This window comes from Lutibacter sp. Hel_I_33_5, assembly GCF_007827455.1.
Classification (GTDB): Bacteria; Bacteroidota; Bacteroidia; order Flavobacteriales; family Flavobacteriaceae; genus Polaribacter.
Window position 1 is genome coordinate 428,956 of sequence record NZ_VISM01000001.1, and the last position, 26,495, is coordinate 455,450.

The 26,495-nt window shown below is 29.0% G+C and carries 33 protein-coding genes; 8 read left to right on the forward strand and 25 right to left on the reverse strand.

What is annotated here, in order from left to right; all coding sequences use genetic code 11:
• The first annotated feature begins 6 nt into the window (after positions 1-6).
• A complete protein-coding gene (locus tag OD91_RS01900; RefSeq protein ID WP_186434373.1) occupies positions 7-576 on the forward strand; it encodes a type 1 periplasmic binding fold superfamily protein in 570 nt (189 codons plus the stop codon).
• Between the two features lie 74 nt (positions 577-650).
• Here the strand turns inward: OD91_RS01900 and OD91_RS01905 are convergent, their stop codons facing one another.
• From OD91_RS01905 to OD91_RS01920, 4 genes are all read right to left on the reverse strand, one after another.
• Positions 651-1,940 carry an alanine racemase gene (locus OD91_RS01905; RefSeq protein WP_144894714.1) on the reverse strand — a complete coding sequence of 430 codons (1,290 nt, stop codon included), beginning with the start codon at positions 1,938-1,940 and terminating at the stop codon, positions 651-653.
• A gap of 1 nt (position 1,941) precedes the next feature.
• Complete coding sequence (locus OD91_RS01910; RefSeq protein ID WP_144894715.1) at positions 1,942-3,339, reverse strand: D-arabinono-1,4-lactone oxidase; 1,398 nt, start codon at positions 3,337-3,339, stop codon at positions 1,942-1,944.
• A gap of 12 nt (positions 3,340-3,351) precedes the next feature.
• Positions 3,352-4,647 carry an MFS transporter gene (locus OD91_RS01915; protein WP_144894716.1) on the reverse strand — a complete coding sequence of 432 codons (1,296 nt, stop codon included), beginning with the start codon at positions 4,645-4,647 and terminating at the stop codon, positions 3,352-3,354.
• A gap of 79 nt (positions 4,648-4,726) precedes the next feature.
• Positions 4,727-5,560 carry a M48 family metallopeptidase gene (locus OD91_RS01920; RefSeq protein WP_144894717.1) on the reverse strand — a complete coding sequence of 278 codons (834 nt, stop codon included), beginning with the start codon at positions 5,558-5,560 and terminating at the stop codon, positions 4,727-4,729.
• A 177-nt stretch (positions 5,561-5,737) separates the two neighbouring features.
• Here OD91_RS01920 and msrB point away from each other — a divergent pair, with 177 nt between their 5' ends.
• From msrB to folD, 5 genes are all read left to right on the forward strand, one after another.
• Complete coding sequence (gene msrB, locus OD91_RS01925; protein WP_144894718.1) at positions 5,738-6,214, forward strand: peptide-methionine (R)-S-oxide reductase MsrB; 477 nt, start codon at positions 5,738-5,740, stop codon at positions 6,212-6,214.
• 49 nt (positions 6,215-6,263) lie between these two features.
• Positions 6,264-6,860 (forward strand): DUF1572 domain-containing protein, encoded by a 597-nt coding sequence (locus OD91_RS01930; protein WP_144894719.1) that lies wholly within the window; start codon positions 6,264-6,266, stop codon positions 6,858-6,860.
• Entirely contained in the window at positions 6,857-7,381 is a 525-nt protein-coding gene (locus tag OD91_RS01935) for a DinB family protein (protein WP_144894720.1), read from the forward strand. The genes OD91_RS01930 and OD91_RS01935 overlap by 4 nt, the downstream gene beginning before the upstream one ends.
• An 85-nt stretch (positions 7,382-7,466) precedes the next feature.
• Positions 7,467-8,795: a signal recognition particle protein gene (ffh, locus tag OD91_RS01940; protein WP_144896904.1), complete on the forward strand. Its 1,329-nt coding sequence runs from the start codon at positions 7,467-7,469 to the stop codon at positions 8,793-8,795.
• Between the two features lie 56 nt (positions 8,796-8,851).
• Positions 8,852-9,730, forward strand: a complete 879-nt coding sequence (folD, locus tag OD91_RS01945) for a bifunctional methylenetetrahydrofolate dehydrogenase/methenyltetrahydrofolate cyclohydrolase FolD (RefSeq protein ID WP_144894721.1) — start codon at positions 8,852-8,854, stop codon at positions 9,728-9,730.
• A gap of 103 nt (positions 9,731-9,833) precedes the next feature.
• Here the strand turns inward: folD and OD91_RS01950 are convergent, their stop codons facing one another.
• The 21 genes from OD91_RS01950 to OD91_RS02050 all read right to left on the reverse strand — a co-directional run bounded on the left by OD91_RS01950 (position 9,834) and on the right by OD91_RS02050 (position 25,266).
• A complete protein-coding gene (locus OD91_RS01950) occupies positions 9,834-10,421 on the reverse strand; it encodes a hypothetical protein (protein ID WP_144894722.1) in 588 nt (195 codons plus the stop codon).
• A gap of 87 nt (positions 10,422-10,508) precedes the next feature.
• Positions 10,509-10,877 (reverse strand): cupin domain-containing protein, encoded by a 369-nt coding sequence (locus tag OD91_RS01955; protein WP_144894723.1) that lies wholly within the window; start codon positions 10,875-10,877, stop codon positions 10,509-10,511.
• A gap of 141 nt (positions 10,878-11,018) precedes the next feature.
• Complete coding sequence (locus OD91_RS01960; RefSeq protein WP_144894724.1) at positions 11,019-11,582, reverse strand: hypothetical protein; 564 nt, start codon at positions 11,580-11,582, stop codon at positions 11,019-11,021.
• Between the two features lie 57 nt (positions 11,583-11,639).
• Complete coding sequence (locus OD91_RS01965; RefSeq protein WP_144894725.1) at positions 11,640-13,163, reverse strand: helicase HerA-like domain-containing protein; 1,524 nt, start codon at positions 13,161-13,163, stop codon at positions 11,640-11,642.
• A 61-nt stretch (positions 13,164-13,224) separates the two neighbouring features.
• The gene (locus OD91_RS01970; protein WP_144894726.1) at positions 13,225-13,809 is read right to left on the reverse strand and encodes a hypothetical protein; all 585 of its coding nucleotides are present in this window, start codon (positions 13,807-13,809) and stop codon (positions 13,225-13,227) included.
• Positions 13,810-13,893: 84 nt separating this feature from the next.
• Entirely contained in the window at positions 13,894-14,505 is a 612-nt protein-coding gene (locus tag OD91_RS01975) for a hypothetical protein (RefSeq protein WP_144894727.1), read from the reverse strand.
• 155 nt (positions 14,506-14,660) lie between these two features.
• Positions 14,661-15,416: a LytTR family DNA-binding domain-containing protein gene (locus OD91_RS01980; RefSeq protein ID WP_144894728.1), complete on the reverse strand. Its 756-nt coding sequence runs from the start codon at positions 15,414-15,416 to the stop codon at positions 14,661-14,663.
• Positions 15,417-15,473: 57 nt separating this feature from the next.
• On the reverse strand, positions 15,474-15,782 hold the full coding sequence (locus OD91_RS01985; protein ID WP_144894729.1) for a 2TM domain-containing protein: 309 nt from the start codon (positions 15,780-15,782) through the stop codon (positions 15,474-15,476).
• Between the two features lie 10 nt (positions 15,783-15,792).
• Positions 15,793-16,101: a 2TM domain-containing protein gene (locus tag OD91_RS01990; RefSeq protein ID WP_144894730.1), complete on the reverse strand. Its 309-nt coding sequence runs from the start codon at positions 16,099-16,101 to the stop codon at positions 15,793-15,795.
• A gap of 4 nt (positions 16,102-16,105) precedes the next feature.
• A complete protein-coding gene (locus tag OD91_RS01995; protein WP_144894731.1) occupies positions 16,106-16,426 on the reverse strand; it encodes a 2TM domain-containing protein in 321 nt (106 codons plus the stop codon).
• 4 nt (positions 16,427-16,430) lie between these two features.
• On the reverse strand, positions 16,431-16,718 hold the full coding sequence (locus OD91_RS02000; RefSeq protein WP_144894732.1) for a 2TM domain-containing protein: 288 nt from the start codon (positions 16,716-16,718) through the stop codon (positions 16,431-16,433).
• 4 nt (positions 16,719-16,722) lie between these two features.
• Entirely contained in the window at positions 16,723-18,081 is a 1,359-nt protein-coding gene (locus tag OD91_RS02005; protein ID WP_144894733.1) for a 2TM domain-containing protein, read from the reverse strand.
• A gap of 25 nt (positions 18,082-18,106) precedes the next feature.
• Entirely contained in the window at positions 18,107-18,517 is a 411-nt protein-coding gene (locus tag OD91_RS02010; RefSeq protein WP_144894734.1) for a DUF2141 domain-containing protein, read from the reverse strand.
• 107 nt (positions 18,518-18,624) lie between these two features.
• Positions 18,625-19,914 (reverse strand): deoxyribodipyrimidine photo-lyase, encoded by a 1,290-nt coding sequence (locus OD91_RS02015; RefSeq protein ID WP_144894735.1) that lies wholly within the window; start codon positions 19,912-19,914, stop codon positions 18,625-18,627.
• Positions 19,904-20,389 carry an SRPBCC family protein gene (locus OD91_RS02020; RefSeq protein ID WP_144894736.1) on the reverse strand — a complete coding sequence of 162 codons (486 nt, stop codon included), beginning with the start codon at positions 20,387-20,389 and terminating at the stop codon, positions 19,904-19,906. The genes OD91_RS02015 and OD91_RS02020 overlap by 11 nt, the downstream gene beginning before the upstream one ends.
• A gap of 8 nt (positions 20,390-20,397) precedes the next feature.
• Positions 20,398-20,868, reverse strand: coding sequence for a TspO/MBR family protein (locus OD91_RS02025; RefSeq protein WP_186434374.1), 471 nt, complete (start codon positions 20,866-20,868; stop codon positions 20,398-20,400).
• Complete coding sequence (locus OD91_RS02030) at positions 20,858-21,556, reverse strand: lycopene cyclase domain-containing protein (protein ID WP_186434375.1); 699 nt, start codon at positions 21,554-21,556, stop codon at positions 20,858-20,860. Before OD91_RS02030 ends, OD91_RS02025 begins: the two co-directional genes overlap by 11 nt.
• Complete coding sequence (locus OD91_RS02035) at positions 21,553-22,002, reverse strand: sterol desaturase family protein (protein WP_144894738.1); 450 nt, start codon at positions 22,000-22,002, stop codon at positions 21,553-21,555. The genes OD91_RS02030 and OD91_RS02035 overlap by 4 nt, the downstream gene beginning before the upstream one ends.
• Positions 22,003-22,845 (reverse strand): phytoene/squalene synthase family protein, encoded by an 843-nt coding sequence (locus OD91_RS02040; RefSeq protein WP_144894739.1) that lies wholly within the window; start codon positions 22,843-22,845, stop codon positions 22,003-22,005. It lies immediately after the preceding gene.
• Position 22,846: 1 nt separating this feature from the next.
• A complete protein-coding gene (locus tag OD91_RS02045) occupies positions 22,847-24,310 on the reverse strand; it encodes an NAD(P)/FAD-dependent oxidoreductase (RefSeq protein WP_144894740.1) in 1,464 nt (487 codons plus the stop codon).
• Between the two features lie 62 nt (positions 24,311-24,372).
• Positions 24,373-25,266 carry a MerR family transcriptional regulator gene (locus OD91_RS02050; RefSeq protein ID WP_186434376.1) on the reverse strand — a complete coding sequence of 298 codons (894 nt, stop codon included), beginning with the start codon at positions 25,264-25,266 and terminating at the stop codon, positions 24,373-24,375.
• A 118-nt stretch (positions 25,267-25,384) separates the two neighbouring features.
• Here OD91_RS02050 and OD91_RS02055 point away from each other — a divergent pair, with 118 nt between their 5' ends.
• The gene (locus OD91_RS02055) at positions 25,385-25,879 is read left to right on the forward strand and encodes an RNA polymerase sigma factor (protein WP_144894742.1); all 495 of its coding nucleotides are present in this window, start codon (positions 25,385-25,387) and stop codon (positions 25,877-25,879) included.
• A gap of 3 nt (positions 25,880-25,882) precedes the next feature.
• The gene (locus tag OD91_RS02060) at positions 25,883-26,494 is read left to right on the forward strand and encodes a hypothetical protein (protein ID WP_255513141.1); all 612 of its coding nucleotides are present in this window, start codon (positions 25,883-25,885) and stop codon (positions 26,492-26,494) included.
• The last annotated feature ends 1 nt before the right edge of the window (position 26,495 follow it).

Consider the following 26,495-nt stretch of genomic DNA (forward strand, 5'->3'; position numbering starts at 1 on the left):
AGAATTATGAAAAATATAAACACCATAAAAACAATTAAATTATTAGCCATTTTATTTATTTCGGCATTAACTTTTACAGCATGTACTGGTGATGATCATGATGATGATGACCATGATCATGGAGAAGAATTAATAACTACAGTAACCTATACATTAACCAACGGTAATGATGTTGTTACTTTAACTTTTTTAGATTTAGATGGTGAAGGTGGTAATGCAGGTACATACACTATTTCTGGTCCTTTAACAGCAAAAACAACTTATAGAGGTGTTATAAAGCTTGAAAATGCTACAGAATCTCCAGCGGAAGATATTACAGCTGAAGTTAAAGCAGAAGGTGATGAACATGAGTTTTTCTATACCTCGGGTGTTTCTAGTATTACAATTGCTAAAACTGATAAAGATGGAAATGGTAATCCTTTAGGAATTGAAACTACACTAAGTACAGCTGCTGCTGGTTCTGGTACCATTACTGTTATTTTAAAACATGAGCCTACTAAACCTAATGATGGAAGTTCTAGTAATGCTGGTGGAAGTACTGATGTTGAAGTAACATTTAATGTTACAGTTCAATAATTAAAAAAAATCTTTCAATAATAAAAAAATCGATCAATTTTGGTCGATTTTTTTATTGTCATACTTTTCTTTTTTTAAATATTTAAAAGACTCCAATTATTTACAATTTTAGCATTCCTTATGGCTAAAACTTCTCCAAATTGAAGAAAAACAAATTCGCTTTGGTGAGGTCTCAAAAAGACATAGTCTCCAACATCTAATTTTGTCTCATTAGAAGCATTAATCATAACTTGGTTAGTGCTTTTACCAAAAATAGCATTTCCAGAAATACCTTCTGGTTGATAATAATTTGCCATCCATGATCCACCAAAAATATAATAAGAATTTTGCATGTTAGGATCCCAAACATTTAAAATATTACTTAAAGATTCAATACTAGGTAAGTTGGTATTATTATATTCTTTTAATATTGGCGTAGCAATAAAACTTGCCGGTTTAAATTGCTCTAATGTATCTATATCAAAGTCTGTAGGCATTACTGCAAAAGAACCTGCAGAAATATCATTTAAAGGTGAACTTGGTTGATTATGCAATCCTAAAGTTGGACTTCCAGCACCGTTAAAAGTTAAATTATCGTTCCATAATTCTTGAAAATCATTTTTTACTAAATTTTTACATGCATTGTAAAAATCACACATATTTTGATATCCTTTTTCTCTAGATAATAACACTGAAGGCACTTTTACAATATGAGCGTCATAACCCATAAAGCCAGAAAATGTAACATGCTCTTTATTTTTACTAATGATTTGAAGAGACTTTCTTAAACTTTCTAAAGTACTAAAACCTCCACGATGTAAGCCAACATCAATCTCTATATTTAATAATAATTTTATATTATTTTGTTTAGCAAAATTGATGTATTCATTTATTCTTTTCTCAGTATCTACAAGCCATTGTACTTGTTTACTAGCATGAAACCCATTTTCTACCACTAATGTATCATAATAATAATTTACGGCTTTAATAGGCATAGGTTTACCAAAAAGAATATCTATAGTTGTATCGGAATATTTTGAAATTTGAGTTAAAAAAGACTGATTAAAAATCATCAATTTTTTAGTACTCACTTTTTGCATGATATAATTTAACAGCTCAATACTTGGTAATGATTTTACAACAACTCTAAAACTCTTATTTGTTGGAATTAATTTTTTTAGCTCCAATAAGTTTTCATCCAAAACATCTAAGTCTATCAATAAAAATGGATTTGCTTTTTTATATTTTTTTAAAGATTGATTTAATTTAGAAAAATAAGGAGCATAATTTCCACTTTTAGTTTTTAATAATCGTGCAATTAAACCAGCAAAAAATAACACCAATAAAGAGAATCCTGTAATTTTAAAAAATTTTCTTCTTTTCATTTTACCCAAAAATTTTATTAATATAATCGTTAGAAAAACGTTTTTTGGGGTCTAATTCGTTTCTTAATTTAACAAAATCGTCATATTTAGGATATAGTTTTTTAATTCCTTCTCTGTCGTAATAACTTAATTTTCCCCAATGAGGACGGCCTTCATATCTTTTAAATATTTCATGAAAGATTGGAAAGTATTTATTGTATTCCTTATCTGCGAATTGATGTACAGAAATAGACATAACATCTCTTTTATAAAATGGACTCATCCAAAAGTCATCTTGTTTTACAACCCTAATTTCCAAAGGAAAAAAGATAGGAACCTTCAATTTTTGTCCAGTTTTTAAAATTTCTCTTACACAAGCTATTCCCTTCTCTTTTGGAATTTGATATTCCATTTCATTAAATTTTACATTTCTAACACTAGGGTATATTTTATAACTATCGTTTATTTTAGACGTCGAGTCTATTAATCCAGAAATTAAATTCTGAACTTTATCGGTTCTAGAACCAGAATCACCAGAAAGTGTTAATCCTAAGGCTAATAAAAAATCATCACTCAAAAAAGGCTGCTCTACTTTTGTAATATTTTTTGATGTTTTATTCAATGTTTTAACTACTACTTGATCAGAATAGAAGAATGGAAATATTTCAAAATTTCTATTTTCTTCTACTAAATTCCAAAAATTGTCCAAAGTTTCGTTTAAATCCGCTGGATACACTTTCTCTTCTAATTTATAAGTATCAGTTAGTTGTACCGTATATTCTGTAACTATTCCTAAACTTCCTAAGGCTACAGTTCCTCCATAAAAAATCTCACTATTTTCTTCTGAAGAACAATTTAATATTTCTCCGTTTGCTATGATTAATTTAAACTTTTTAACAAAACCAGCAAAACTTTGTAAATCCTTACCCGTACCATGTGTAGAAGTTGAAACTGCACCACCTAAGGTTTGTTTATCAATATCCCCTTGATTTAGAAATGCTAAACCATTTTTATGTAATTGAGGAGTTAAATCACTTAAAGGTATTCCAGATTGAACAGTTACTTCTTTAGCATTCTTATCTATTGATATTATTTTATTTAAGTTTTTTAAGCTTGATAAAATATCATTAGTAGGCACCACCGGACTAAATGAATGACCTCCACCAACAACTCTAAATTTATTAGAAGTGGTTTTTAATTTATTTATTAAATCCTGTTCGTTTTTAGGGATAAAAAAAGAAGAAGGTTCACACACTTGACCTCCTGACCAATTACTCCATTTATTAGATTCTTTTAATAGAAGAGAGGAATCTAAATTTTCGCTTATTTTAGAATTAATAACATTTAATCCTGCTAAACCTCCAATGGCAGTTGCGCCAAGAACAATTCCTGTTCCTTTTAAAAATTTCCTTCGCTTCATATAAGAATAAAATTATTGCACATATTTAGTTTTCTTCAACGTGCTTAACACAATAAAAGACGCTAAAAAGAAAATTGCTAATGCTAAAACAGACCATTGCATAGAGTCAGTTAACGCATATAACGCTCCATAAACTAAAGTCCCTAATACAATTGCTATTTTTTCTGTTACATCATAAAAACTAAAATAAGTGGCATGGTCTTCAGTTTCTGGTAATAATTTAGAATACGTAGATCTTGTTAATGATTGAATTGCTCCTTGTACCAAACCTAACATCCCTCCTAACCCATAAAAATATAATGCTACATTTTCTTGACTTTTATCTAACATAAAAGCACTAAAACAAACTAATGTCCAAATACCTAAAGTAACTTTTAAGGCTTTAATATTTCCCCATTTTTCTGACAACCTTGAAAAAAGTAAAGCGCCTAATATCGCCACAATTTGAACTAATAAAATTGTAATTATCATATTTATTGCTGGTAAACCTAATTCTGAAGATCCAAAGATAGCAGCCATTAAAATAATAGTTTGCACACCAATACTTAATAAAAAGAATGCTATTAAAAAACGTTTTAAAGTTGGGTAATTCATTGCTTCTTTAGCAACAATTTTTAATTCTCTATATCCTTTCCAGATATAATCATTATCGGGTTGTTTGTTATATATATCATTAGGCAATCTTTTAAAAGTGACTTGGGCAAAACCAATCCACCAAATCCCAACTAGTACAAATGAAATACGTGAAGCCATTCCTGTTGTTATACCAAATAAATCTGGCATTTGAATCATTATTAAATTAATGATCAACAAAATAACAGATCCAGAATATCCATAAATAAACCCTTTTGCACTGGCTCTATCTTGCTGTTCTGGATGTGCAACTTCTGGCAAATATGCATTGTAAAAAACGATACTTGCCCAAAAACCTATACTTGCCAAAACAGTAAATACAATACCAATCCAAACTGTATCAATTCCATCAAAAAAGTATAAACTCATAACTGACAAACCTCCTAACCAACAAAAGAACTTCATAAATTTTTTCTTGCTTCCTGTATAATCTGCAATACCTGATAATATTGGAGAAATAAGAGCTACTACTAAAAAAGAAAATGATAACGCATAACTGTACAAGCTATCTGGATGCTCCCAATCCATCCAAAGAAAAGAAACTGTTTTCCCTTCTGTAATTGCACTAAAATATAATGGGAAAATTGCGGTACTTATTACTAAAGAATACACTGAATTTGCCCAATCATAAAAAGCCCATCCATTAATTAATTTCTTATCTCCTATTTTAAGCATTAGTTTAGTTTTGAGTTGATTTAAAATAAAAAAGCCGTTCATTAAAATGAACGGCTTACAAGATACTAAAAGTATTTATTTATTGTCCATTCAATTGCATTTCTGCTTGTTTATTAAATTTTTCTGCAAACTTTTTGGCAGTTGGCAAATATGCCTTTAAATCTTGAATTCTAGATTGATTTGATGGATGTGTGCTTAAAAATTCTGGTGGCGCATTTTTAGATCCAGCTCGTTGACTCATACGAACCCAAACTTCTGCAGCTTCTTCACCATTATAACCTGCCATTAACATAAAAACTAATCCTAATCTGTCTGCTTCCGTTTCGTGTGTTCTACTAAATGATAACATTCCTAATTGAGAACCTACACCATAAATCATATTCCACATTTGAGCTTGACGCGGATTTTTACTCCCAGCAGTTCCAATTGCAAGTGCTACTCCACCTAGTTGTTGTACTTGTGCTGATGACATACGCTCTTGTCCATGTTTAGCAAAAGCATGAGCAACTTCATGTCCCATCACTGCTGCTACACCATCAATATTATCACAAATCGGCATGATACCGGTATAAAAAACTACTTTTCCTCCTGGCATACACCAAGCGTTTACCGTTTTATCATCTATTAAATTAAATTCCCAGCGATAAGAATTTGCTTCACTCTGCATACCATTTGCACGCATAAATCTATCTACAGCAGCAGAAACATTTTTACCAACTTGCTTAATTTCATTTGTCATTTCTCTATTGGCAGACAATTTGTTTTTCTCTAAAAACCCTTTGTATTGTGCAAAACTTGCAGGTAACACTTGTGCATCACTTACAAAATTCACTCTCTTACGTCCTGTAATTGGTACGGTACTACATTCTATAAATAGTACACAAACAAACAATATGGCTAAATATTTTTTCATTTTTTATGGTATTAAATCGTTATTAATTATGACACAAATCTTAAAAATAGTCACAAAAAAAATACGTTAATTATTTCCTTAAAGTTACGTATTCTATATAAATCTTAAAAATTATTTTTACAACTTATGTAAGTTTGGTTTTATATGAACGTCAAAAAAACAGTTAAGAATCAATTTATGAGGAAATTAGTTGCCTTTTTTATTATTGGAATTTTATTGAGTTGTGCTACCAAAGCTCAAAATAAAACTGAAGAAAAAAAATATACCGTTACAAAGACTGATGCAGAATGGAAACGTCTTTTAAGTCCAGTACAGTATTATGTTTTACGTGAAGCTGGAACTGAAAGACCTTTTACAAGCCCGCTAAATAAAAATCACAAAAAAGGAACATTTACCTGTGCTGCATGTAAAACTCCTTTATATAAATCTGAACACAAATTTGATTCTGGTACTGGTTGGCCCTCTTTTGATAGAGCCATAAAAGGAAATGTAGAATTAGATGTAGATTATAAAATTGGGTATGCCAGAACCGAATTAAAATGTAATACTTGTGGAAGCCATTTAGGGCATTCTTTTAAAGATGGCCCTAAAGAAACAACAGGTATGCGACATTGCATAAATGGAATTGCTTTAGAGTTTGTTCCAAAAAATTGATTTAACAAAAAGTCGTAAATTAGAGCTGATATTTTATCAGCTCTTTTTTATGAATACAACTTATCTTTCTAGCGCTAAAAAACAATTTGAATATTATAAATCACTTGGCGACAAAACTTTTAATCAATTAACTGAAGATCAACTATTTTGGACTTCAAATAATGATGATAATTCTATTGCTATTATTGTAAAACATATAGCTGGGAATATGCTGTCTAGATGGACAAATTTCTTAACTGAAGATGGTGAAAAGGATTGGCGAAATAGAGATGATGAATTTGTAAATTCTTTTACAACCAAAGAAGAAATAATTGCTTGTTGGGAAAGTGGTTGGAAATGTTTATTTGAAACAATAAATTCATTAGAAACAGATGATTTAGAAAAAATTATCTACATAAGAAATCAAGGACACACGATTACTGAAGCAATAAATAGACAGTTATGTCATTATTCGTATCATGTTGGACAAATTGTTTTTCTTGGAAAGCTTTTGTTAGGTGATGATTGGAATACGTTATCTGTTGCAAAAAATGCTTCAAAAGAGTATAATGATGATAAGTTTAGCAAAGAAAAAACAAAAAACATTTTACGGAAGATTTGTAATTTATTGTTGTATCTTTCTATTTATTTATATGATATAGTATGAACAAAAATGAAATAGTTGACGCATTAGAAGAAAAACATCAAAAATTATTTAATTGGTTAGAAAATCAGCCAGAAGAAAATTGGATAGCTGGTCCAGATGGAAGATGGACAACAGGGCAGCATGTTCTTCATTTAGTTGATTCATTAAAAAAGCTAAATAAGGCGATGGGTTTTCCTAAATTTTTATTGAAATATAAATTTGGGGTTTCTAATAGAGATTTACGTTCCTACAATGAAGTTGCAAAACGATATCAAGAAAAGTTAGATGCAAATAAAGAAAGAGCTAGAGTTTTTAATAAAGAGCTAGGAAAACCAACTTTGGAAGAAAAAAAACAGTTAATAACTTCGTTACAAATTCAGAATAAAAAATTACAGCATAAAACCAACAAGTGGAAGGATAAGAATTTAGACAATCTAATTATACCGCATCCTTTAATGGGAAAAATGCCAGTACGGGAAATTGTGATGTGGACCGCACATCATACAGAACATCATTTAGAAACGCTTACCAAAGATTATTAACTTTATCATATAAAAATCTATCCTCTAAAAGTAATCAACTAACGACTTATTACTATATTTGTGCTTCTAAAAATTGAAGCAGACCATGTTTAATAATTTAAGCGAAAAATTAGATAAAGCCCTACATACCTTAAAAGGTCATGGAAGAATTACAGAAGTAAATGTTGCAGAAACACTAAAAGAAGTTAGAAGAGCACTTTTAGATGCTGATGTAAACTTTAAAATAGCCAAAGAATTTACTAAAAGAGTACAAACCAAAGCCATTGGTCAAGACGTATTAACTACGTTAAATCCTGGGCAATTAATGGTAAAGTTGGTTAAGGATGAATTAACTGATTTAATGGGTGGAGAAACCGTAGGAATTAACCTTGGTGGATCTCCAACTGTAATTTTAATGTCTGGTTTACAAGGTTCTGGTAAAACTACTTTTTCTGGAAAATTGGCAAATTTCTTAACAACTAAAAAAGCTAAAAATGTTTTATTAGTAGGTTGTGATGTTTATCGTCCAGCAGCAATTAATCAATTACAAGTAGTTGGAGAACAAATTGGTGTAGAAGTATATGCAGAAGTTGGAAATAATAATCCTGTAGAAATTTCTCAAAACGCTATTAAACATGCAAAAGCAAATAGTAAAAATGTAGTTATTATTGATACGGCTGGTCGTTTGGCAGTTGATGAAGAAATGATGACTGAAATTTCTAACATTCATAAAGCTGTAAATCCACAAGAAACATTATTTGTTGTAGATTCTATGACAGGTCAAGATGCTGTAAATACTGCAAAAGCTTTTAATGATGTTTTAAATTTTGATGGTGTTATTCTTACAAAACTAGATGGTGATACACGTGGTGGAGCTGCATTAACCATTAAATCTGTTGTTGATAAACCAATTAAGTTTATTGGTACTGGAGAGAAAATGGAAGCTATAGATATATTCCATCCAGATAGAATGGCAGATCGTATTCTTGGAATGGGAGATGTTATTTCTTTAGTAGAAAGAGCCCAAGATCAATATGATGAAGAAGAAGCTAGAAAACTACAAAAGAAAATCGCTAAAAATCAGTTTGGTTTTGATGATTTCTTAAGTCAGATTCAACAAATCAAAAAGATGGGTAACATGAAAGATTTGGTGGGTATGATTCCTGGTGCTGGAAAAGCTATGAAAGATGTAGATATTGATGATGATGCTTTTAAAGGTATTGAAGCGATTATTCATTCTATGACGCCTTCGGAAAGAAGCACACCAGCATCAATAAATTCAAGTAGAAAAAAGAGAATTGCAAAAGGATCTGGAACAACCATACAAGAAATTAACCAGTTGATGAAGCAATTCAATCAAATGAGTAAAATGATGAAGATGATGCAAGGCGGTGGCGGAAAGAAAATGATGCAAATGATGAAAGGAATGAAGTAAAAATTATGAATTAGAAATTACGAATTCTTAATTCGTAATTCGTAATTAAAAAAAATATGATTTTATTAGACGGAAAAAAGACATCAGCAGATATTAAAGAAGAAATAGCATTAGACGTTAGAGAATTAAAAGCTAATGATGAAAAAACACCTCATCTTGCTGCAATTATTGTTGGTAGTGATGGTGCAAGTATTACCTATGTAAATGCTAAAGTAAAAGCCTGTGAACGTGTTGGGTTTGAATCTACTTTAATTCGTCTACCTGAAGATACAACTGAAGAAGATTTACTAAATGAAATTGCTATTTTAAATGTTGATAACGATATAGATGGATTTATTGTTCAGTTACCTTTACCAAAGCATATTGATGAACAAAAAATATTAATGGCAGTTGATCCTGATAAAGATGTTGATGGTTTTCATCCTACCAATGTTGGGAAAATGGCTTTAAATTTACCAACTTTTATTTCTGCGACTCCATTCGGAATCCTAGAATTATTAGATCGTTATAACGTAGAAACTTCAGGTAAAAATGTAGTTGTTATTGGTAGAAGTCATATTGTAGGAAGTCCGATGAGTATTTTACTATCTCAAAAAAGAAAGGTTGGAAATGCTACCGTAACCATTACGCATAGTAGAACTAAAAATCTAAAAGAAATTACTTTACAAGCTGATATTATTATTGCTGCATTGGGGATTCCAGAGTTTTTAAAAGCAGATATGGTTAAAGACAATGTTACTGTAATTGATGTTGGAATTACTAGAATGGCAGATCCAAGTAAGAAAAGAGGTTTCCGTTTAGTTGGTGATGTTGCTTTTAATGAAGTTGCTAAAAAGGCTGCTTATATTACACCAGTTCCTGGCGGCGTTGGTCCAATGACCATAGCAATGTTGCTTAAAAATACATTATTAGCTCGTAAAAGAAGAAGTAAGTAGTTTTCTTACTTTTCATTTTGTTGTTTTATCGCAATATAAACTCCTACTGTAATTGCAATAGTGATTGTTATAATAATTGCGATGTTACTTCCTATATTCATTTTTAATCATTTCTAATACAGGTTATTTTCCAAAAAGGAAAGACAACGGTTTCGGATTTATCTACCCACTCTCCTATCCATTTGTAGCCTTTTTTACTGATGTCATAAAATGTAAGTCTAGAAAAACCGTCGGTTCCATTGGGTGCTTTTTGATCTTTATATAAAACAATACTTCCTTCTTTTGTTTTATTACCAGACCAAGCACCTAATCTAGGCGATGCTACTTTAGACGAATAATAATGTACATACCATTTTAAACTATCTTTATTATACTGACGGATACTTCCTCCATTACTTCCATCTTCTTTTAAAGTCATGTCTTGCACAGCAGTACCATTCATAATATATTTCCATGTCCATTTTGTTTTTACAGGTGTTGCCCATGTTCCATCAGGTTTTCTTCTTTCTGATTTACAATTACATGCACCAATCAACTCTTCATAATCCTGTACTTGTTTTGGAGCTTTCGGATTGTATTTTCCAAAAGGATTTTCTTTAGAAATTCGGTAGTCCGTATTGGGTATTTCTTGTAAAAAAACAACACTAAATGATAAACAGAAAATGTAGAATAGTAGATTTTTAAAACGCATAAGTAATTGATTTTATGACTGTAAAGTACATAAAACAATACGTGATAAAAGAAATTTTAACGCTGATTAGGAAAATTTTAACGAATGCTATTCTTCTTCTCGATTGACTAAATCCATAGAAAAAGCAGGTAAACAAATAGCAATATATTCGCATTCATTATCAAAAGGGTTTGAATATTGAACACGGGTATTTTTATCTATTTTAATGGATTGACCAGCTTCTAGAACTACCGTTTCACCATCGATGATAAATTGTTTTTTACCTTTTATGATATAGGTATATTCATCAAATTCTGGTGTTTGAAAAGGTTCGCTCCACTTTGGAGGCGCAATCATATGTGCAATGCTTATTTGCGAATTTCCGTCTGTAGCATTCCCAAAATGTTCTTCTATTAACTTTCCATCTGTTGTTGGTACAACAAATGGTGTTTTCTGAATTGAATATTTTTTTTTCATACTACTAAGTGCGTAAGCGATTGAAATGGCATCCTTTTTATTGTCAGTTCGAGTAAATTTGAGAAGAATGAACAAATTTGTATCGAGAACAAAATAAAAAGATATAATGGAAAGCGCGGTTTTGTTTTTACAAAATACGCCCTAATTAAACCAAACAACTAAAGATTTAATTCTTGCCAAATCTGGAATTTGATCTGGTGTAACTTTTTGCATGCTTGTTTGTTTTAAGCCTAACTCTTCTTTATCGATAGCAATGGTAGCGTTTAGATCGTCTATAAACAAGGTTGCAGATGCCAATGAAGTTTCTACTTTATTGATCTTATTATTATTGTTTACGTTTAAAAAAGTTGATGCCAAAGACAAACCTGTTTCTGTTTTATATCGATTATCGAAAATCTGTACACTTTTTATAGTTGACGTAGAATCTAATTGTTCTCTAGGCACAATAGTTAACAAGTGCTTCCCTCCTTTTTCGTATACTAAATACTCATCATCATCTTGAAAATAATTATCGCCTGTAGAGCCTTCGCTTAGGTTTTTAATGATGGAATCATTTTTAAAAATGGTTTCTAACTCCTGAATAGTCGTTTTTGTAGTTAAACCGCCTACTTTTCCTTTTGCAATTGTAAATTTATCTTTATTTCCACAGCTAACAATTAACGTTGCTATTAAAGCAATAGCTACATAATTCAATATTTTTTTCATTCTTTTTTAGTTTGATTTAGATACCAATAAAAACGATTTTATTTTCTCTTTGGTATGTTAACGTAATACTTTTTTAAGGATTCCGAAGGCAGCTCTTATAAATGTTGCACTTGTTAAAACTTTAACAATAGGATTCATTCTTGTGCTTCTTCTTGATGTTGATGACGATCTTCTTTTCGTTTTTGCTTCTTCTTTCTTTTTTTCGTCAGCAGTTTTCTTTTTATTGATTTTTTCTATTTTCTTATTCAACAATTCGTAAGCGCTATCTCTATCTACCTCATCATTGTATTTAGGGATCAATCGAGAATTATCTAACACTTGTTTAATTTCTCTATCTGTTAACACATCCATTCTACTCATAGGTGCACGCAACATAGTTCTTGCTAATGGTGTTGGAATTCCTTTTTCGTTTAAAACGGATACAAAGGCTTCTCCAATTCCTAACTGAGTTAAGACTTCTTTGGTGTCGTAATATTCTGAACTCGGATAATTTTCTGCCGCTAACTTAATGGCTTTTCTGTCTTTTGCTGTAAATGCTCTTAATGCATGCTGAATTTTTAATCCTAATTGTGCTAAGACATCTTCTGGGACATCTTTAGGATTCTGAGTGACAAAGTACAATCCAATTCCTTTAGAACGAATTAACTTAACGATGCTTTCTATTTGTGATAACAGCGCTTTTGAAGCTTCTTTAAACACTAAATGCGCTTCATCTATAAAGATGATTAATTCTGGTCTGTCGCTATCGCCTTGTTCTGGAAACGTTTCATACACCTCTGCCAATAATTGTAGCATAAAGGTTGAAAATAATTTTGGTTTGTCTTGAATATCGGTTAAACGTAATACAGAAATGATTCCTTTTCCGTTTTCATCTATTCTTGTTAAATCATCTACTTCGAAAGATTTCTCTCCAAAAAACAACTCGCCTCCTTGTTGTTCTATTTCTATGATTTTACGTAAAATTGATCCTGTACTAGACGTAGAAATTCTACCATATTCTGCTTGAATTTCTTCTTTTCCTTCTTGCGTTACAAACTGTAGTACTTTTTTAAAGTCTTTTAAATCTAGTAATGGTAATTTATTATCATCGCAATATTTAAAGATGATTGCTACAATACCCGATTGTGTTTCAGTTAAGTCTAAAATTCTAGATAATAAAACAGGACCAAATTCTGAAACTGTTGCGCGCAGCTTTACTCCTTTTTGTTCTGAAATAGTTAAGATTTCTATTGGAAACTTTTTTGCTTCAAAGGGAAAACCAATTTTTACGTGTCGTTCATCAATTTTTGGATGCCCAGGACTTGGTTGTGCTAAACCAGATAAATCTCCTTTTATATCCATTAATAAAACTGGAACGCCTTTTTCTGACAAGTTTTCTGCCAACACTTGTAGTGTTTTTGTTTTTCCTGTTCCCGTTGCTCCAGCTATTAAACCATGACGATTTAAAGTTTTTAAAGGAATTTTTACAATAGCATCGGTTATGGTCTCTTCACCTAGCATTGCTGCTCCAAGTTCTAAAAACTCACCTTTTGTTTTATAACCGTTGGCAATGAAATCGAAAAATTCTTCCTTTCTACTCATGATTCTAAATTTTGATAAAAATAATCAAAGTTTAAAACGTGTGAAATAAAAAGTAATAAAGTTATTCATTAATTAAAGAATAATAAAGATTTACGATTTTTAATATCTCCCAATCTTTAATTTTATTTTTTCTCATTCCTTTAATTAATTTTGGGCAATCATAAAAAAACTTTTTTAATCTTTTTTTAATATTCTTACAACCTATTCCATCAATACAACCAATGCTATAAACAAACTTATCCTTTTTTCTTCTTATATAGACTTCTTGTTTTGAATAATTAATTTTTAATGGCTTTAAGTATTTAATATCGCCTATGAAATAAAAATGAACTGCAAAAATTTCAATTTCTCCTTTTGAATATACTTTAGTTCCAATTACTTTTAAATCTTTTTTATATCTAGTATCAATTTTAGCATTTAGGAAATAAAACTTATATGATTCTTTACTATGATGTACTGTAACTTCTGATATACTATCTGAATTATAAGTTGTTTTATTTTCTAATGATGTTATTTTAAATCCGTCAGAATTAACTAAATCATGTATTTCTGTACCATTTTTAAATTTAATTGCAACATTAGTTTGTGAATACACTAATGAAGTAATTAAGAAAATAAAGAACAAAATGATATTACTTTTTTTCATCAATAATAAAAATAATCAAAGTTTAAAACGTGTGAAATAAATTAATAGAATAGTTTAATAAGATTGTTAATATGTGGTATACTATTATTTATCACCACAATTTTTTTCATAATAATCAGCAATTGCAAAAGTGTTTTTTTTTCGAATTTTATTTTTATTTACAAGTGCAATTAATTTTGGACAATCTGTAAAATACTCTCGTACTCTCTTTTTTATTCCTCTCTGACCTACACCAAAAAGATATCCCATATTATAAGCTATCTTATCATTTGTTCTTTTCAAAAATGCCTCACTTGATTCACTTGCAACAGTATTCATCATTCCACCAAACCCAAATCCAAATCCAAAAGAATGTATTGTTGTTGGGACATAAAACAACTCAATATTTTCACCAGTTAATTTTTTCACTCCTAATCTTTTAATTATTTTTTTTGATTTTTTATACTTTTTAGTAGAAATTACGTGAAATTTAGTAGAATCTTTTCCATTAATAACGATTACGTTATTAATAAAATCAAGATCATATTTCATTTTATTTTTTTTATAAATTAAATGAGTATTTTGTTGATAGAATCTTTTAATTTCAAATTCTCCAATCATAACTTCTCCATTACTAAACTTAACCTTCATCTTATCTTGTCCAAATGTCCCATTTAAAGAAAATAGAATTACTAATAATAAAATCTGCTTTTTCATATATTTTTTTTAACAATATTAATTTTAGTTATCAAATATTGTGATAGCTAAATTAGTGAAAAATATTATTAATAAACTTAAGATTACTACTCAGTTCTAATTCTCTGAAATGACAGTTTTTTTCTCTTTTACATTAAGGACTTTTTCCTAAAAAACTATTCAATCCAATTCTTAAAATCTTTTACTCGCTCTCTACTCACAATAATTTCTGAATCTGAATAGGTATGTAGTTTTAACTGTAAACGAGAATTGGTATATGAAATAATGTCTTTTATAGCATTTATATGCACAATAAAGGTTCTATTAACTCTAAAAAATTGTTCTGGGTCTAATTGTTCTTGCCAGTGCTCTAAAGAATGATCTATTAAATAACTGCGGTTGGCATTGGTTTGTATATAAGTAGCTTTGTTTTCTGAGTAAAAACATTCTATTTCATCAACATGAATAATCTTAATATGTTGACCAATTTTTATGGTAAATCTTTTTTTGAATTTTCTATCGACGGGATTAATCAGTAATTTTCTGATATCATCAATATTTACCTGTAAATCTGTTTGTTTAGGTTGATTTTCTTTAAACTTATCTACAGCAATTTTTAATTCGTCCTCATCAATCGGTTTTAATAAATAATCGATAGAATTTAGTTTAAATGCTTTTAAGGCATATTCGTCATAAGCAGTTGTGAAAATGATAGCTGACTTCACCTCTATTTCTTCAAAAATCTCAAAGGATAATCCATCTGATAATTGAATATCCAAAAAGATTAAATCGGGATGTTCATTGTTTTGAAACCAATTAAGTGACTCTTCTACAGAATGTAACATGGTTTGCACTTCAATATCTAAAGCAGCCAACATTCTATTCAATCTTCTAGCTGCGGGTTTTTCGTCTTCTATAATGATTACATTCATAAATTTTGAGTCTTTCTTCTTGTTTCTTTTCTCTTATCTCTTTTAATCTTTCACTCTCTACTTCTCGTTCATATATTCTTTAACCTTGCGCTCTTCCCAGTTTTTACCAAACAAGTCTGGTGTACCAAAAACTACAATTCCGTGAATTATCAATCCAACTCCCCACCAAAAAAAGAAATGATAATTATTTACATCTGTAAAAGCTTCTATAATTGAATCTCCATACATAATATCTTTATAAATCCTTCTTCCTATAAACACAAAGTTAATCACTAAATAAACAACTAAATGCTTGTAAAATTTTTTAATGTCTTCTACTCTTTTTTTTGCGCTGTTATATCGTTCTAAATTTGACTTTTCTTCCATAACTTTATTTTTAATCGTTTAAGTATTCGTTAATTTTTTTCTCTTCCCATTTTTTTCCGAAGAAAAATCCAAAGCCTGTAATTTTAAAAGTGTGTAATAACATAGGTACGCCCCAAAGAAACAATGTACCAAAGGTATTTATATCATAAATCGCCTCTTCTAAGGTTTCTCCATTTTCCAAATTTCTTGTAACCTTACTAAAGATTATCAATGAATTAACAACAATAAAAATGGCTAAATGAAAATAATATCCTTTTAAAGAAGCTACCTTCTTTTTCGCTCTAATTAGTTTTTGCTCTTGTGTAATTTTAGTATTCATCAGTTTACGATTTATCGTTATCTAAATATTCTTTAATCTTACGCTCTTCCCAATTATTACTAAAAAAAGCTTTTGATCCAAAAACACCTAACCAATGAAAGAATAATCCAATTCCCCAAAATACCCAAGTAGAATACACACCAAAATTATTGACTGCTTCAAAGAATGTTTCGTTACCGTCACTCATCATTCCAAAAACGATAATCCCAGATAAGAATAGGTTTACCATAACATAGGATATTGCATGCCAGTAAAATCCTTTTATCTTTTCTACGCGTTTTTTTGCCTTTATATATTGATGTTCTTTTGTATAATCTCTTTCCATCTTATTAATTATTATTATTCATAAACTCTTTAATCTTACGGTCTTCCCAATCTTTTCCAAAGCCGAATTTTTCAAAACCAAAAATACTAAACCAGTGAAAAACGATGCTCATGGTTAATCCACCCATAGGGAACCAAAACCAATGAAATTCTGGTGTTACATAAAGGTTGATAAAAATTAAAAACGGAACTACACAAAGTGTTACTACTATATGAGCATAAAATCCTTTTATTTTTTTTACTTGCTCTTTAGCTTTAATATATTGCTGCTCTTCTGTATAACGGTTATCCATTGTATTAAAACTTTTTATTGTTATCCATCATTTCTTTAATTTTACGATCTTCCCAGTTTTTTCCTAAAAATATACTGTAGTTATTTACTTCTAAAAAGTGAAATAATAATCCTATACCCCAACCTATCATTGGAAACCAGAACCATTGAAATTGTGGTGCAGTATTTAAGTTTATAAATATTAAAAAAGGAATTACTAAACAGTATGAAACTAAGTTTTGATAAAACTCTTTTAGTTTTTCTACTCTCTCTATAGCCTTAACATATTTGCTGTTTTCTAAATCGTTTGTATTATAGGTCATGTTATTTGTTTTTCTTAACAGTGGTAAACTCACTGTAAATGTTTTGTTATTGTTTGTTATTTGCAGGGTTTTATCGGTAATTAAACCATATCTATCGGCAATATTTCTTAATCCAACTTTGGTGCTTTTACCTATAGCTTCTTTCGGATTGATGTTATTCTGAATTTGAAGAAATCCATTCTCTTCAAAAATGTTTATTTCTAATGGTTTTGTTGATGAAACCACATTGTGTTTTACTGCGTTTTCTAATAATAGCTGTAATGATAAAGGCACAATTTTTAAATCGGAATCCCCTATTTCTGTTGGTATATTAAACTTTACAGCATCTTCAAAACGCATTTGTAATAATTCCATATAGGTTCTAGCAAAATGTAATTCTTCACTTAATGGAACCAGCTCTTTATTACGTTGTTCCAATACATATCTATATACTTTAGAAAGTTTGGTAGTAAATTTTTCTGCTTGATTTGGATTTTCGCCAATCAAAGAAGTTAAAACATTTAAACTATTGAATAAAAAGTGTGGATCTAACTGACTTTTTAATGTTTCGAACTTTGCTGTTTCTGTTTTAGCAACAATTTGTTGTTGTGTACTTTCTTGCTTAAAAGAAGCTTTCCAATTGTGCATAAAACCTTTTGCATGGAAAAAAGTAGCAACTCCTAACGAAATAACAACTCCGAAAAAGTAAGATAAATACACCCAGTCTTTTGTTATAATATTATCAAAATCATGTCCAAAAATGAGCACATATTGTATATACTGAATCAAAAACACTACAATACAGGTGTATATTATTGTTGAGACTACAGCTGCCCAAACTCTTTGATTGGTTTGAGTAATCCAACTCCATTTTTTACTTAACCACTTATTTATTAATCCGTTTCCTAAACCTAAACCAAAGGAATACATAGATGAAATTAAAAAAGTATTTCCGATAGATTCTAAAGAAAAGTCTCGATTAATTACAACAAAGATCAAGGCAAATACTAATGCTACTTTTAAGCATACTAGCAAATCGTTCTTTAACTCTTTTTTTGAATACATTGTTGTGTTTATTGACATTCGGATTAATTTTAAAGTTCGTTTTCTAAAATTTGATTTCTAAAGATACATCTTTATCAGAAACTGTAAACTTAGAAGTATTAAATTGTGGAGGTCCATATGCCATTACATTATTAGAGGATCCAAAATCTTCTATTGGCATTCTACCATTAAAGTCCATTATTCCGTTTTCATTCTTATCATGATAACAAATAATTGAATATTCACCTTCAGTAACATTCTCAAAAACAACGATACTTTTTCCGTTTTCTATTTTAGATAATTTTCCTTGAAGTGGTTTTTTCATGAAGCTATCTTTATCATATAAAGCATAACTTACATTTCCTTTGTCTGAAGTTGCATTGATTACTGTTGCAGTAATAGTTTGATTTTGAGCGGTAATATTTTCTGATAAAAATAATGCTGCTGCGATTAAAATTGGTAGTAAAATTTTCATAATTTCTGTTTTTATTGATTAATTACAGGACAAAGATGCAATGAGACTGTAGTTTTTGAAATTATAAATTACCGAACTGTATTTTTTTTTGGATGAATTGTAGATAGTTAACTATTTAATGCTTTTTTATAAGTTTCTATGGCTCTATTTCTTGCAAATTTATGTTCTACCATAGGTTGAGGATAGGTTAATTCATCAAAATCTTCGATCCATTTTCTAATATAAATCAACTCTTTATCAAACTTTTTTAATTGTTCTGATGGATTAAAGACTCTAAAATATGGAGCAGCATCGCAACCAGTTCCAGCTGCCCATTGCCAATTTCCATTATTTGCTGATAAATCATAGTCTAGCAATTTTTCTGCAAAATAAGCTTCGCCCCAACGCCAATCAATTAATAAATGTTTACATAAAAAACCAGCGGTGATCATTCTAACTCTATTATGCATATAACCCGTTTTGTTTAGTTGACGCATACCTGCATCAACCATTGGGTAACCAGTTTCACCATTACACCACTTATTAAATTCATCTTCATTATTTCTCCATGGAACTGCATCATATTTTTTCTTAAAATTATTAGTGATAACTTTAGGGAAATGATATAATATTTGCATGAAAAATTCTCTCCAAATTAGTTCGTTTAAAAAAGTAGCATTGGTTTTCAGGGCAAACTTTACCATTTTTCTAGAACTAACTAGACCAAAACGTAAATAAGGAGATAAATAAGATGTTTGATCTATTGCTGGGAAGTCTCTTATACTATCATAATTCTCTAAAAATGATAAATTATAGGGTTTTACTTTAATTTTAGTTTCAGAAAACCCCAGTGATTTTAAAGCAGGAAATTCTTCATTAATTAGATAAAAGTTAGAGGATTCAATTTGATATTCTTTTATATCATTGACATTATCAAACTTTTTAAGCCACTTATTTTTATAGGGCGTATAAATCGTATATGGTAAACCATCATCTTTTACAATTTCATTTTCTTCAAAAATGACTTGATCTTTATAGCTGAAAAAATCAATAGCGTTTGATTTTAAAAACTCCATGACCAGATTATCTCTTTTTATGGCATAAGGTTCATAATCTTTATTAGTATAAACACTAAGAATATCGAACTCTAAAGTAAGGTCTTTCCAAATTTCTAGCGGATTTCCTTTTCTAATGAATAGAGAAGAACCTTTACTTTTTAATTCGCTATCTATTTTTGATAATGTTTCATAAATAAAAGAAACTCTAGCGTCCTCTTTGGGTAGTTTATCTAGAATTTCATCATCAAAAATAAAAATAGGAATTACTTTATGGTTAGATTTTAAAGCCTTTGATAATGCTGCGTTATCTTCTAATCGTAAATCTCTTCTAAACCAAAATAGAACAACACTATTTGCCATTAAACATCTTTTCTAAAGTTATATAGCGATATTCAAAAATGCTTTTCAATTGTTTTTTAATAAAAATTGCTTGTGCAATATGCCCTAAAAAGCCAAACGGAATTTTATAGGATATTTTATCTTTCATAAATGTATTTCCGTTTGCTAATTCTTCAAACCAATGTTCGTGATGCCACATTTTATAGGGTCCAAAACGTTGTTCATCTATAAAAAAATCGTTTTCTTTCACTTGGGTTATTTCTGTTACCCAATTTGTTTTTATAAATGGAACTGGAGAAACCTTATAAGTAATAATTTGTCCTTGATACGCTTTTTTATCTACTTTAGAAGTGATATTAAACCCCATTGATTTAGGTGTAATATTGGCTAAATTTTCTGGTGACGAAAAATAGTCCCATGCTTCTTCTAAAGGTATTTTTAATTCCTGTTCAGTTTCTAACGTATAAATCCCTGAATGTTTTTTAAAATGAAGCATAAATAGTTTTAATTATAAAATACGATGTATGCATTTAAACTTGTTGCAATTGTCATCCAAACTAAATAAGGAGCAATTAATAATGTTGAATACTTTAATTGTTTAATATGATTAAAAGTAAAATAACCAATCAGCAACCATAAAACTGTTATAGAAACTAACCCTATTTCGGTTTGATGTTGATTGAAGAAAATATAATTCCAACTTATATTTAAAATCCATTGAACAGAATATAAAGTGATTAGCTTTTTGTCTGAAAAATCATATTCATAACTTAATTTTGTCATATAAAATGAAAAACAAAGCATTATTGAAGACCATGCTGCACCAAACACCCAATTTTCGGGCGTCCATGGAGCCTGATTTAATGTTGTATACCATTCGGTTCTTGGTCCATTTTCCATTAAAACAACACCAATTCCTAATGCTAAGAAATTAAAAAAAAGAAAAATGATAAATCTTACTACTTTAGTATTCATAATTTTTCTTCTTTAAATAATTGAAAATTAATTGGGTAGAAAACAACATTGTAAATGCATAAAAAATGTCTTCAAATGGAATTGTAAAGAGTCTTAAACCTATGTTTTCTTCATTATTATACCATACAACAGGTTCGTCAATAAAACTGCCTGTTAGAATTCCGTTTACGATAAAAAACGGAATTAGTATGACCAAAAAACTTGGTAAATAAACTTGTAAAGTTTCAATATGCATTTTTAATCCGTAACATAGTAAAAGTAAAAAGAAACTAAAATTTACAGTCGTATACCATTTTCCGAAATTTAAAATCAACAAAACTCCTATGGTCAATATTATCATTGAACATAAAAAAAAAGTTGCTTTTTTAGATAGCTTCAGATTTGGTAAATAAAATTTTAAAACCTCATGTGTAAACAAACAAGCAAAAGGAATACAGAAAAAGAATAGCCACTCCTCTAGTGGCATTTTTAGAATGTTAATTGACATATGATAATCAGCATTAAAACCCCAAATTCCATAATGAGTAAATAATGCATCCCAAATCAAAAAAGGAATGGCAACTAAACCAATACTTATACATGCAATTTTAAAATATTTAATAAAGTGAAACTTTTTTTCAAAAATGCTATACAATAACGGAATACTTAAACTTCCTAAATTTAATATGAGATATAGATATTCTTTCACTGTACTTTTTTAAAGTATTTAAAAGGAACAAATAGCATCCCGAAGCATTCACCGTCAGGTTTGTCAAGGTGTTTATGATGAATTTTATGTGCTTTTCTTAACCCTTTTAAATATTGATTATTGGTGTTTTTAAACCAATTAAATCGTCTATGAATTAATACATCATGAATTAAAAAATACGCAATTCCGTAGCATAAAATCCCTAATCCTATAAAAAACAAAAAGTTTAACTCAGGTCTAATTCCGAAATAAAAAAGCAATATACTTGGAATTGCAAAGACAATAAAAAAAGCATCGTTTTTTTCAAAAACATGTGGATAGCCTGGCTGGTGATGATCTTCATGTAAAAACCAACCAAAACCATGCATTACATATTTATGTGTACACCAGGTAATTCCTTCCATGGTTAAAAACGTAAAAATTGTAATTAGTATAAATTGTAACATTTATATCAAATTTAATTTATATTTCACATAACTTCTAGCTAATAAGTTTATTTTCATTGGATTAGAAATCCTAATTCTAGTATCCATTATTTTAGCTGAAGGTGTTTTCTTTAATTTTTTTAATAAGCGTCTGTAATATCTATAAGCCATATATACGCCAAATTTTGCTTCAACTGGTAATTTTAATATTCCGTTTTTAAAAGCTAAATCAAAATCTAGTTCAATCTCTTGTATAATTTTGTCTTTAGATGCTGTATCTAATTGTTTTAAATCGACATTAGGAAAGTAAGATCTGTTTAATAATTCAAAATCATCTTTTAAATCTCTTAAAAAATTAACTTTTTGAAATGCAGAACCTAATTTCATTGCTGCAAACTTTAGTTCATTATACTTAGCATCATCACCATTTACAAAAACTTTTAAGCACATTAAACCAACAACATCCGCAGAACCATAAATATATTCGTCATATTCTTTTTGCGTTTTATATGTTGTTTTATACAAATCTGCTTTCATACTTTTTAAGAACGATTGTACCATATCGTCAGTAATATCATACTTTTTTACAGTAGCTACAAAAGCGTTTAAAATTGGGTTTAAACTAATTCCTTGGTGTAAAGCTGCATAATATTGATTTTCAAAATCTAATAGTAAATCTTCTTTATCATACTCATGAAAAGTATCTACAATTTCATCTGCAAATCTTACAAATCCGTATATATTATAAATAGCAGTTCTAATTTTTGGGGACAACATTTTTACCGCCAAAGAAAAAGAAGTACTATATTTATTAGTAACTAGCTTACTACAATTTTCTGATACTTGATCAAATAGTGCTTTCATTTTATTGGTTTTTTATTATTAAATCTGCCGCAATTTTTCCTGAAATCAATGACGGTGGAACTCCAGGACCTGGCACCGTTAGTTGACCTGTAAAAAACAGATTTTTAACTTTTTTGCTTTTAATTTTTGGTCTAAGAAAAGCTGTTTGTAAAAGTGTATTGGCTAATCCGTATGCATTTCCTTTATAAGAATTGTAATCGGTTATAAAATCATTTACACAATAGGATTGCTTAAAGATAATAAAATCTTTAACTTTTTGATTGGTTAATTTTTCTAATCTATTAATTATAATATTAAAATATTTTTCTCTTAAAACTGGCGTATCTTCAATTCCTGGTGCTAAAGGAATTAAAAATGTTGCAGCTTCTTTATTTATTGGCGCAAAAGAATCATCTGTTTTTGAAGGAAAACTTGCATAAAACAGAGGATCTTTAGGCCAACTGGGGGTGTCATATATACTTTCTGCATGAACATCAAAATCTGTATCAAAAAATAAAGTGTGATGTTCTATATTATCTAATTTTTTATCAAAACCTACATAAAATAAAAGTGATGATGGAGCAAAGGTTTTTTTACTCCAAAACTTTTCTGAATATTGTCTTAAATATTGTGGCAATAATGTTTCTGTATGATGATAATCTGCACCGCTTAAAACAATATCAGAAGCAACAGTCTCATTATTAACAATTAAACCTGAAGCATTTCCAAGTGAATCAGTTGTTATTTCTTGAACGACTGCGTTTGTTATAAAATTCACCCCTAAACTGTTTGCCAAAGTAACCATAGCATCAACAACTTTATACATTCCACCTTCTGGATGCCATGTACCTAAACCAAAATCTGCCGAATTCATGAAATTATATAAACCAGGTGTTGTTTGAGGTTTAGCACCTAAAAATAGTACAGGAAATTCTAATATTTTAATAAGTTTTGGGCTTTTTATATTTTTTCTAACCTGATTTCTAATGTTATTAAAAACTTGATTTAAACGAATAATTGTATCATAGTTTACTAATTCAAATGGAGAGACCCCTGGCTGATAAACTAAATTTTCAACGGCAACTTTATAATTTCCTTTTGCAGTATCTAAAAACTTTTTTAAATGTTTACTACTTCCAACTTCTTCCTCTTCAAAAATCTGATAAATTGCCTCTAAATTACCTGGAATTGTAATTGTATCTTCTATATCAAAATATACTTGATATGCCGGGTCTAATTTTTTTAAATGATAATAATCTGACGGTTTTTTTCCAAAGTCGGCAAAAAAACGTTCAAAAACATCTGGCATCCAATACCAAGTTGGACCTATATCAAAAGTAAAACCTTCATTTTTATATTGTCGTGCTCTACCTCCAACAGTTGAGTTTTTTTCATAAACAGTCACATCATAGCCTGCTTTTGCTAAATAACAAGATGCTGCTAAAGATGAAAATCCTGAGCCAATTATGGAGACTTTTTTATTCATTTATTTTTTGTTTAATAAATATATAAAATATTTAAACAAAAATACTATGTTCAAAAAAAATATTACAAATATTTTAACACATCAATAAGTGATGGGTAAACATGTATGTTCGATTTAAATATAATTTCTTTTAAATCCATCGCTTTTTTTCCAATAGCTATAAATTTATGATTTGTATCTTTTAATATATCTTCTACTTCGTAAAAATAATCGTTTACTTTATCATCATAAGGCATTACTGTCATCGATGTTATAAAGCAAATATCTGTATCACTTTCAAAAAAATAATTAAGGTTATTTAATGGTAAACTTTGTCCTAAATAGATTGTTTTATATCCTCTTAAAACCAGTTCATAATTTAGATATAATAAACCCAATTCATGAATTTCATTCTCTGGTAAAAATAACACATAAGTTATATCAGTATTACTCGTAGAATATTCTAGCTTTTCTGTATTTATTTGAATTTTTTGAGAAATTAAATTTGAGATAAAATGCTCATGAGCAGGTAATAATGTGTTTGTCTGCCACAACAATCCAATATGATTTAAAAAAGGAATAAATACATCTTTAAACAGTTCTCTAAACGTCTTTTTGTGTAACAACTTATTGTAGGTATTATTAAATAATACTTTATCAAATTGAAACATTGCTAACTTAAATGAATTAATTGCTTCGTCATTAACAGCTATTTTAAATGCTAACTCTCTTGCGTTTATTTCAATTGAGTCATTACTGAGTTGAGCGATCTTAGAAATCTTAAAATTATTTTTATTTAATAAAACAACATTCAATAGTTTTTGTAAACTTTCAGGTGAATAATATCGAATATTAGTATCAGTTCTTTGAGGTGATAAAAGGTTGTACCTTTTCTCCCAAATTCTAATGGTATGCGCTTTTATTCCTGAAATATTTTCAAGATCCTTTATTGTAAAGAATTTTTTAATATTGTTCAACTTTTTTAATTTAAAGTTTAACAAATATACAGAATTATAATTATTCTTAATAAAATATATTATTTCTTGTAACAATTTTTACATTTACGCTACTTATCAATTAAACGAAACCAAACGAGTGCAGAAGGAGTTAGAAATTAAATTTTTAGCGGATTTTGAGCAAAATCAGAATATTGCTCATAAAGTGTGTAGGATTTACACAACTAATAAAGATGCACACAATGATTTGTTTCAGGAAATCACCATTCAACTTTGGAAAAATTACGCAAAGTTTAGAGGTGATGCAAAATTTAGTACATGGATGTATAGAGTTGCTTTAAATACAGCTATTTCTTTATACAGAAAATCCACTAGAACAGTAAAAACACAAGATATTACAGATTATGCTTATAAAATAAAATCTGTTGATTATGATGATACAGAAGAGTTACAATTAAAAGCATTGTATAATGCGATTAGAAAATTAGGAGATATTGATAAAGCACTCATATTCTTATACTTAGAAAACAAACCTTATAAAGAAATTTCTGCCACCCTAGGAATTTCTGAAGTAAATGCAAGAGTAAAAATGAATAGAGCAAAAGAGAAATTAAAAAACATATTAAACCCATAAATTATGGATTTAGATACTTATAAAAAAGCTTGGGAAAATCAACCAAAAGAAAACGATACTGTTTCTAAAGTTGATATTTATAAAATGGCTCATTCCCGCTCATCGTCTATTGTGAAATGGATATTTATTATTAGTATTATAGAATTTGTTGTTTTTCAATGTTCTTATTTCTTTTTCGATTTAGAAAAAACAAATAAAGCTTACGAAGACTTAAATTTAAAAAGCTTTTACAAAGTTTCACTTGTTATTGGTTATATAATTCTATTTTACTTTCTAGTAAAGTTTTATTTAAATTATAAAAGGATATCAGTTATTGAAACTACAAAAGACTTAATGAGTAAAATTATAAAAACAAGAAGAACTGTTAAGCAATATGTTTTATTTAATCTAAGCTATCTTTTTATAATAATTACAGTAGTTACAATTGCAATTGTTAATAAAGGTATTGATGGAATACCCCATGATAAAATTTACATTTTTATTATAGGTATGGTTATTTTTACTATTGTTGCTATAGGTTTATTTTTACTTATTTATCAATTACTATATGGAATTTTATTAAGAAAATTGAAAAGAAATCACAAAGAATTGGCTAAATTAGAGGAGTTAAATTAAT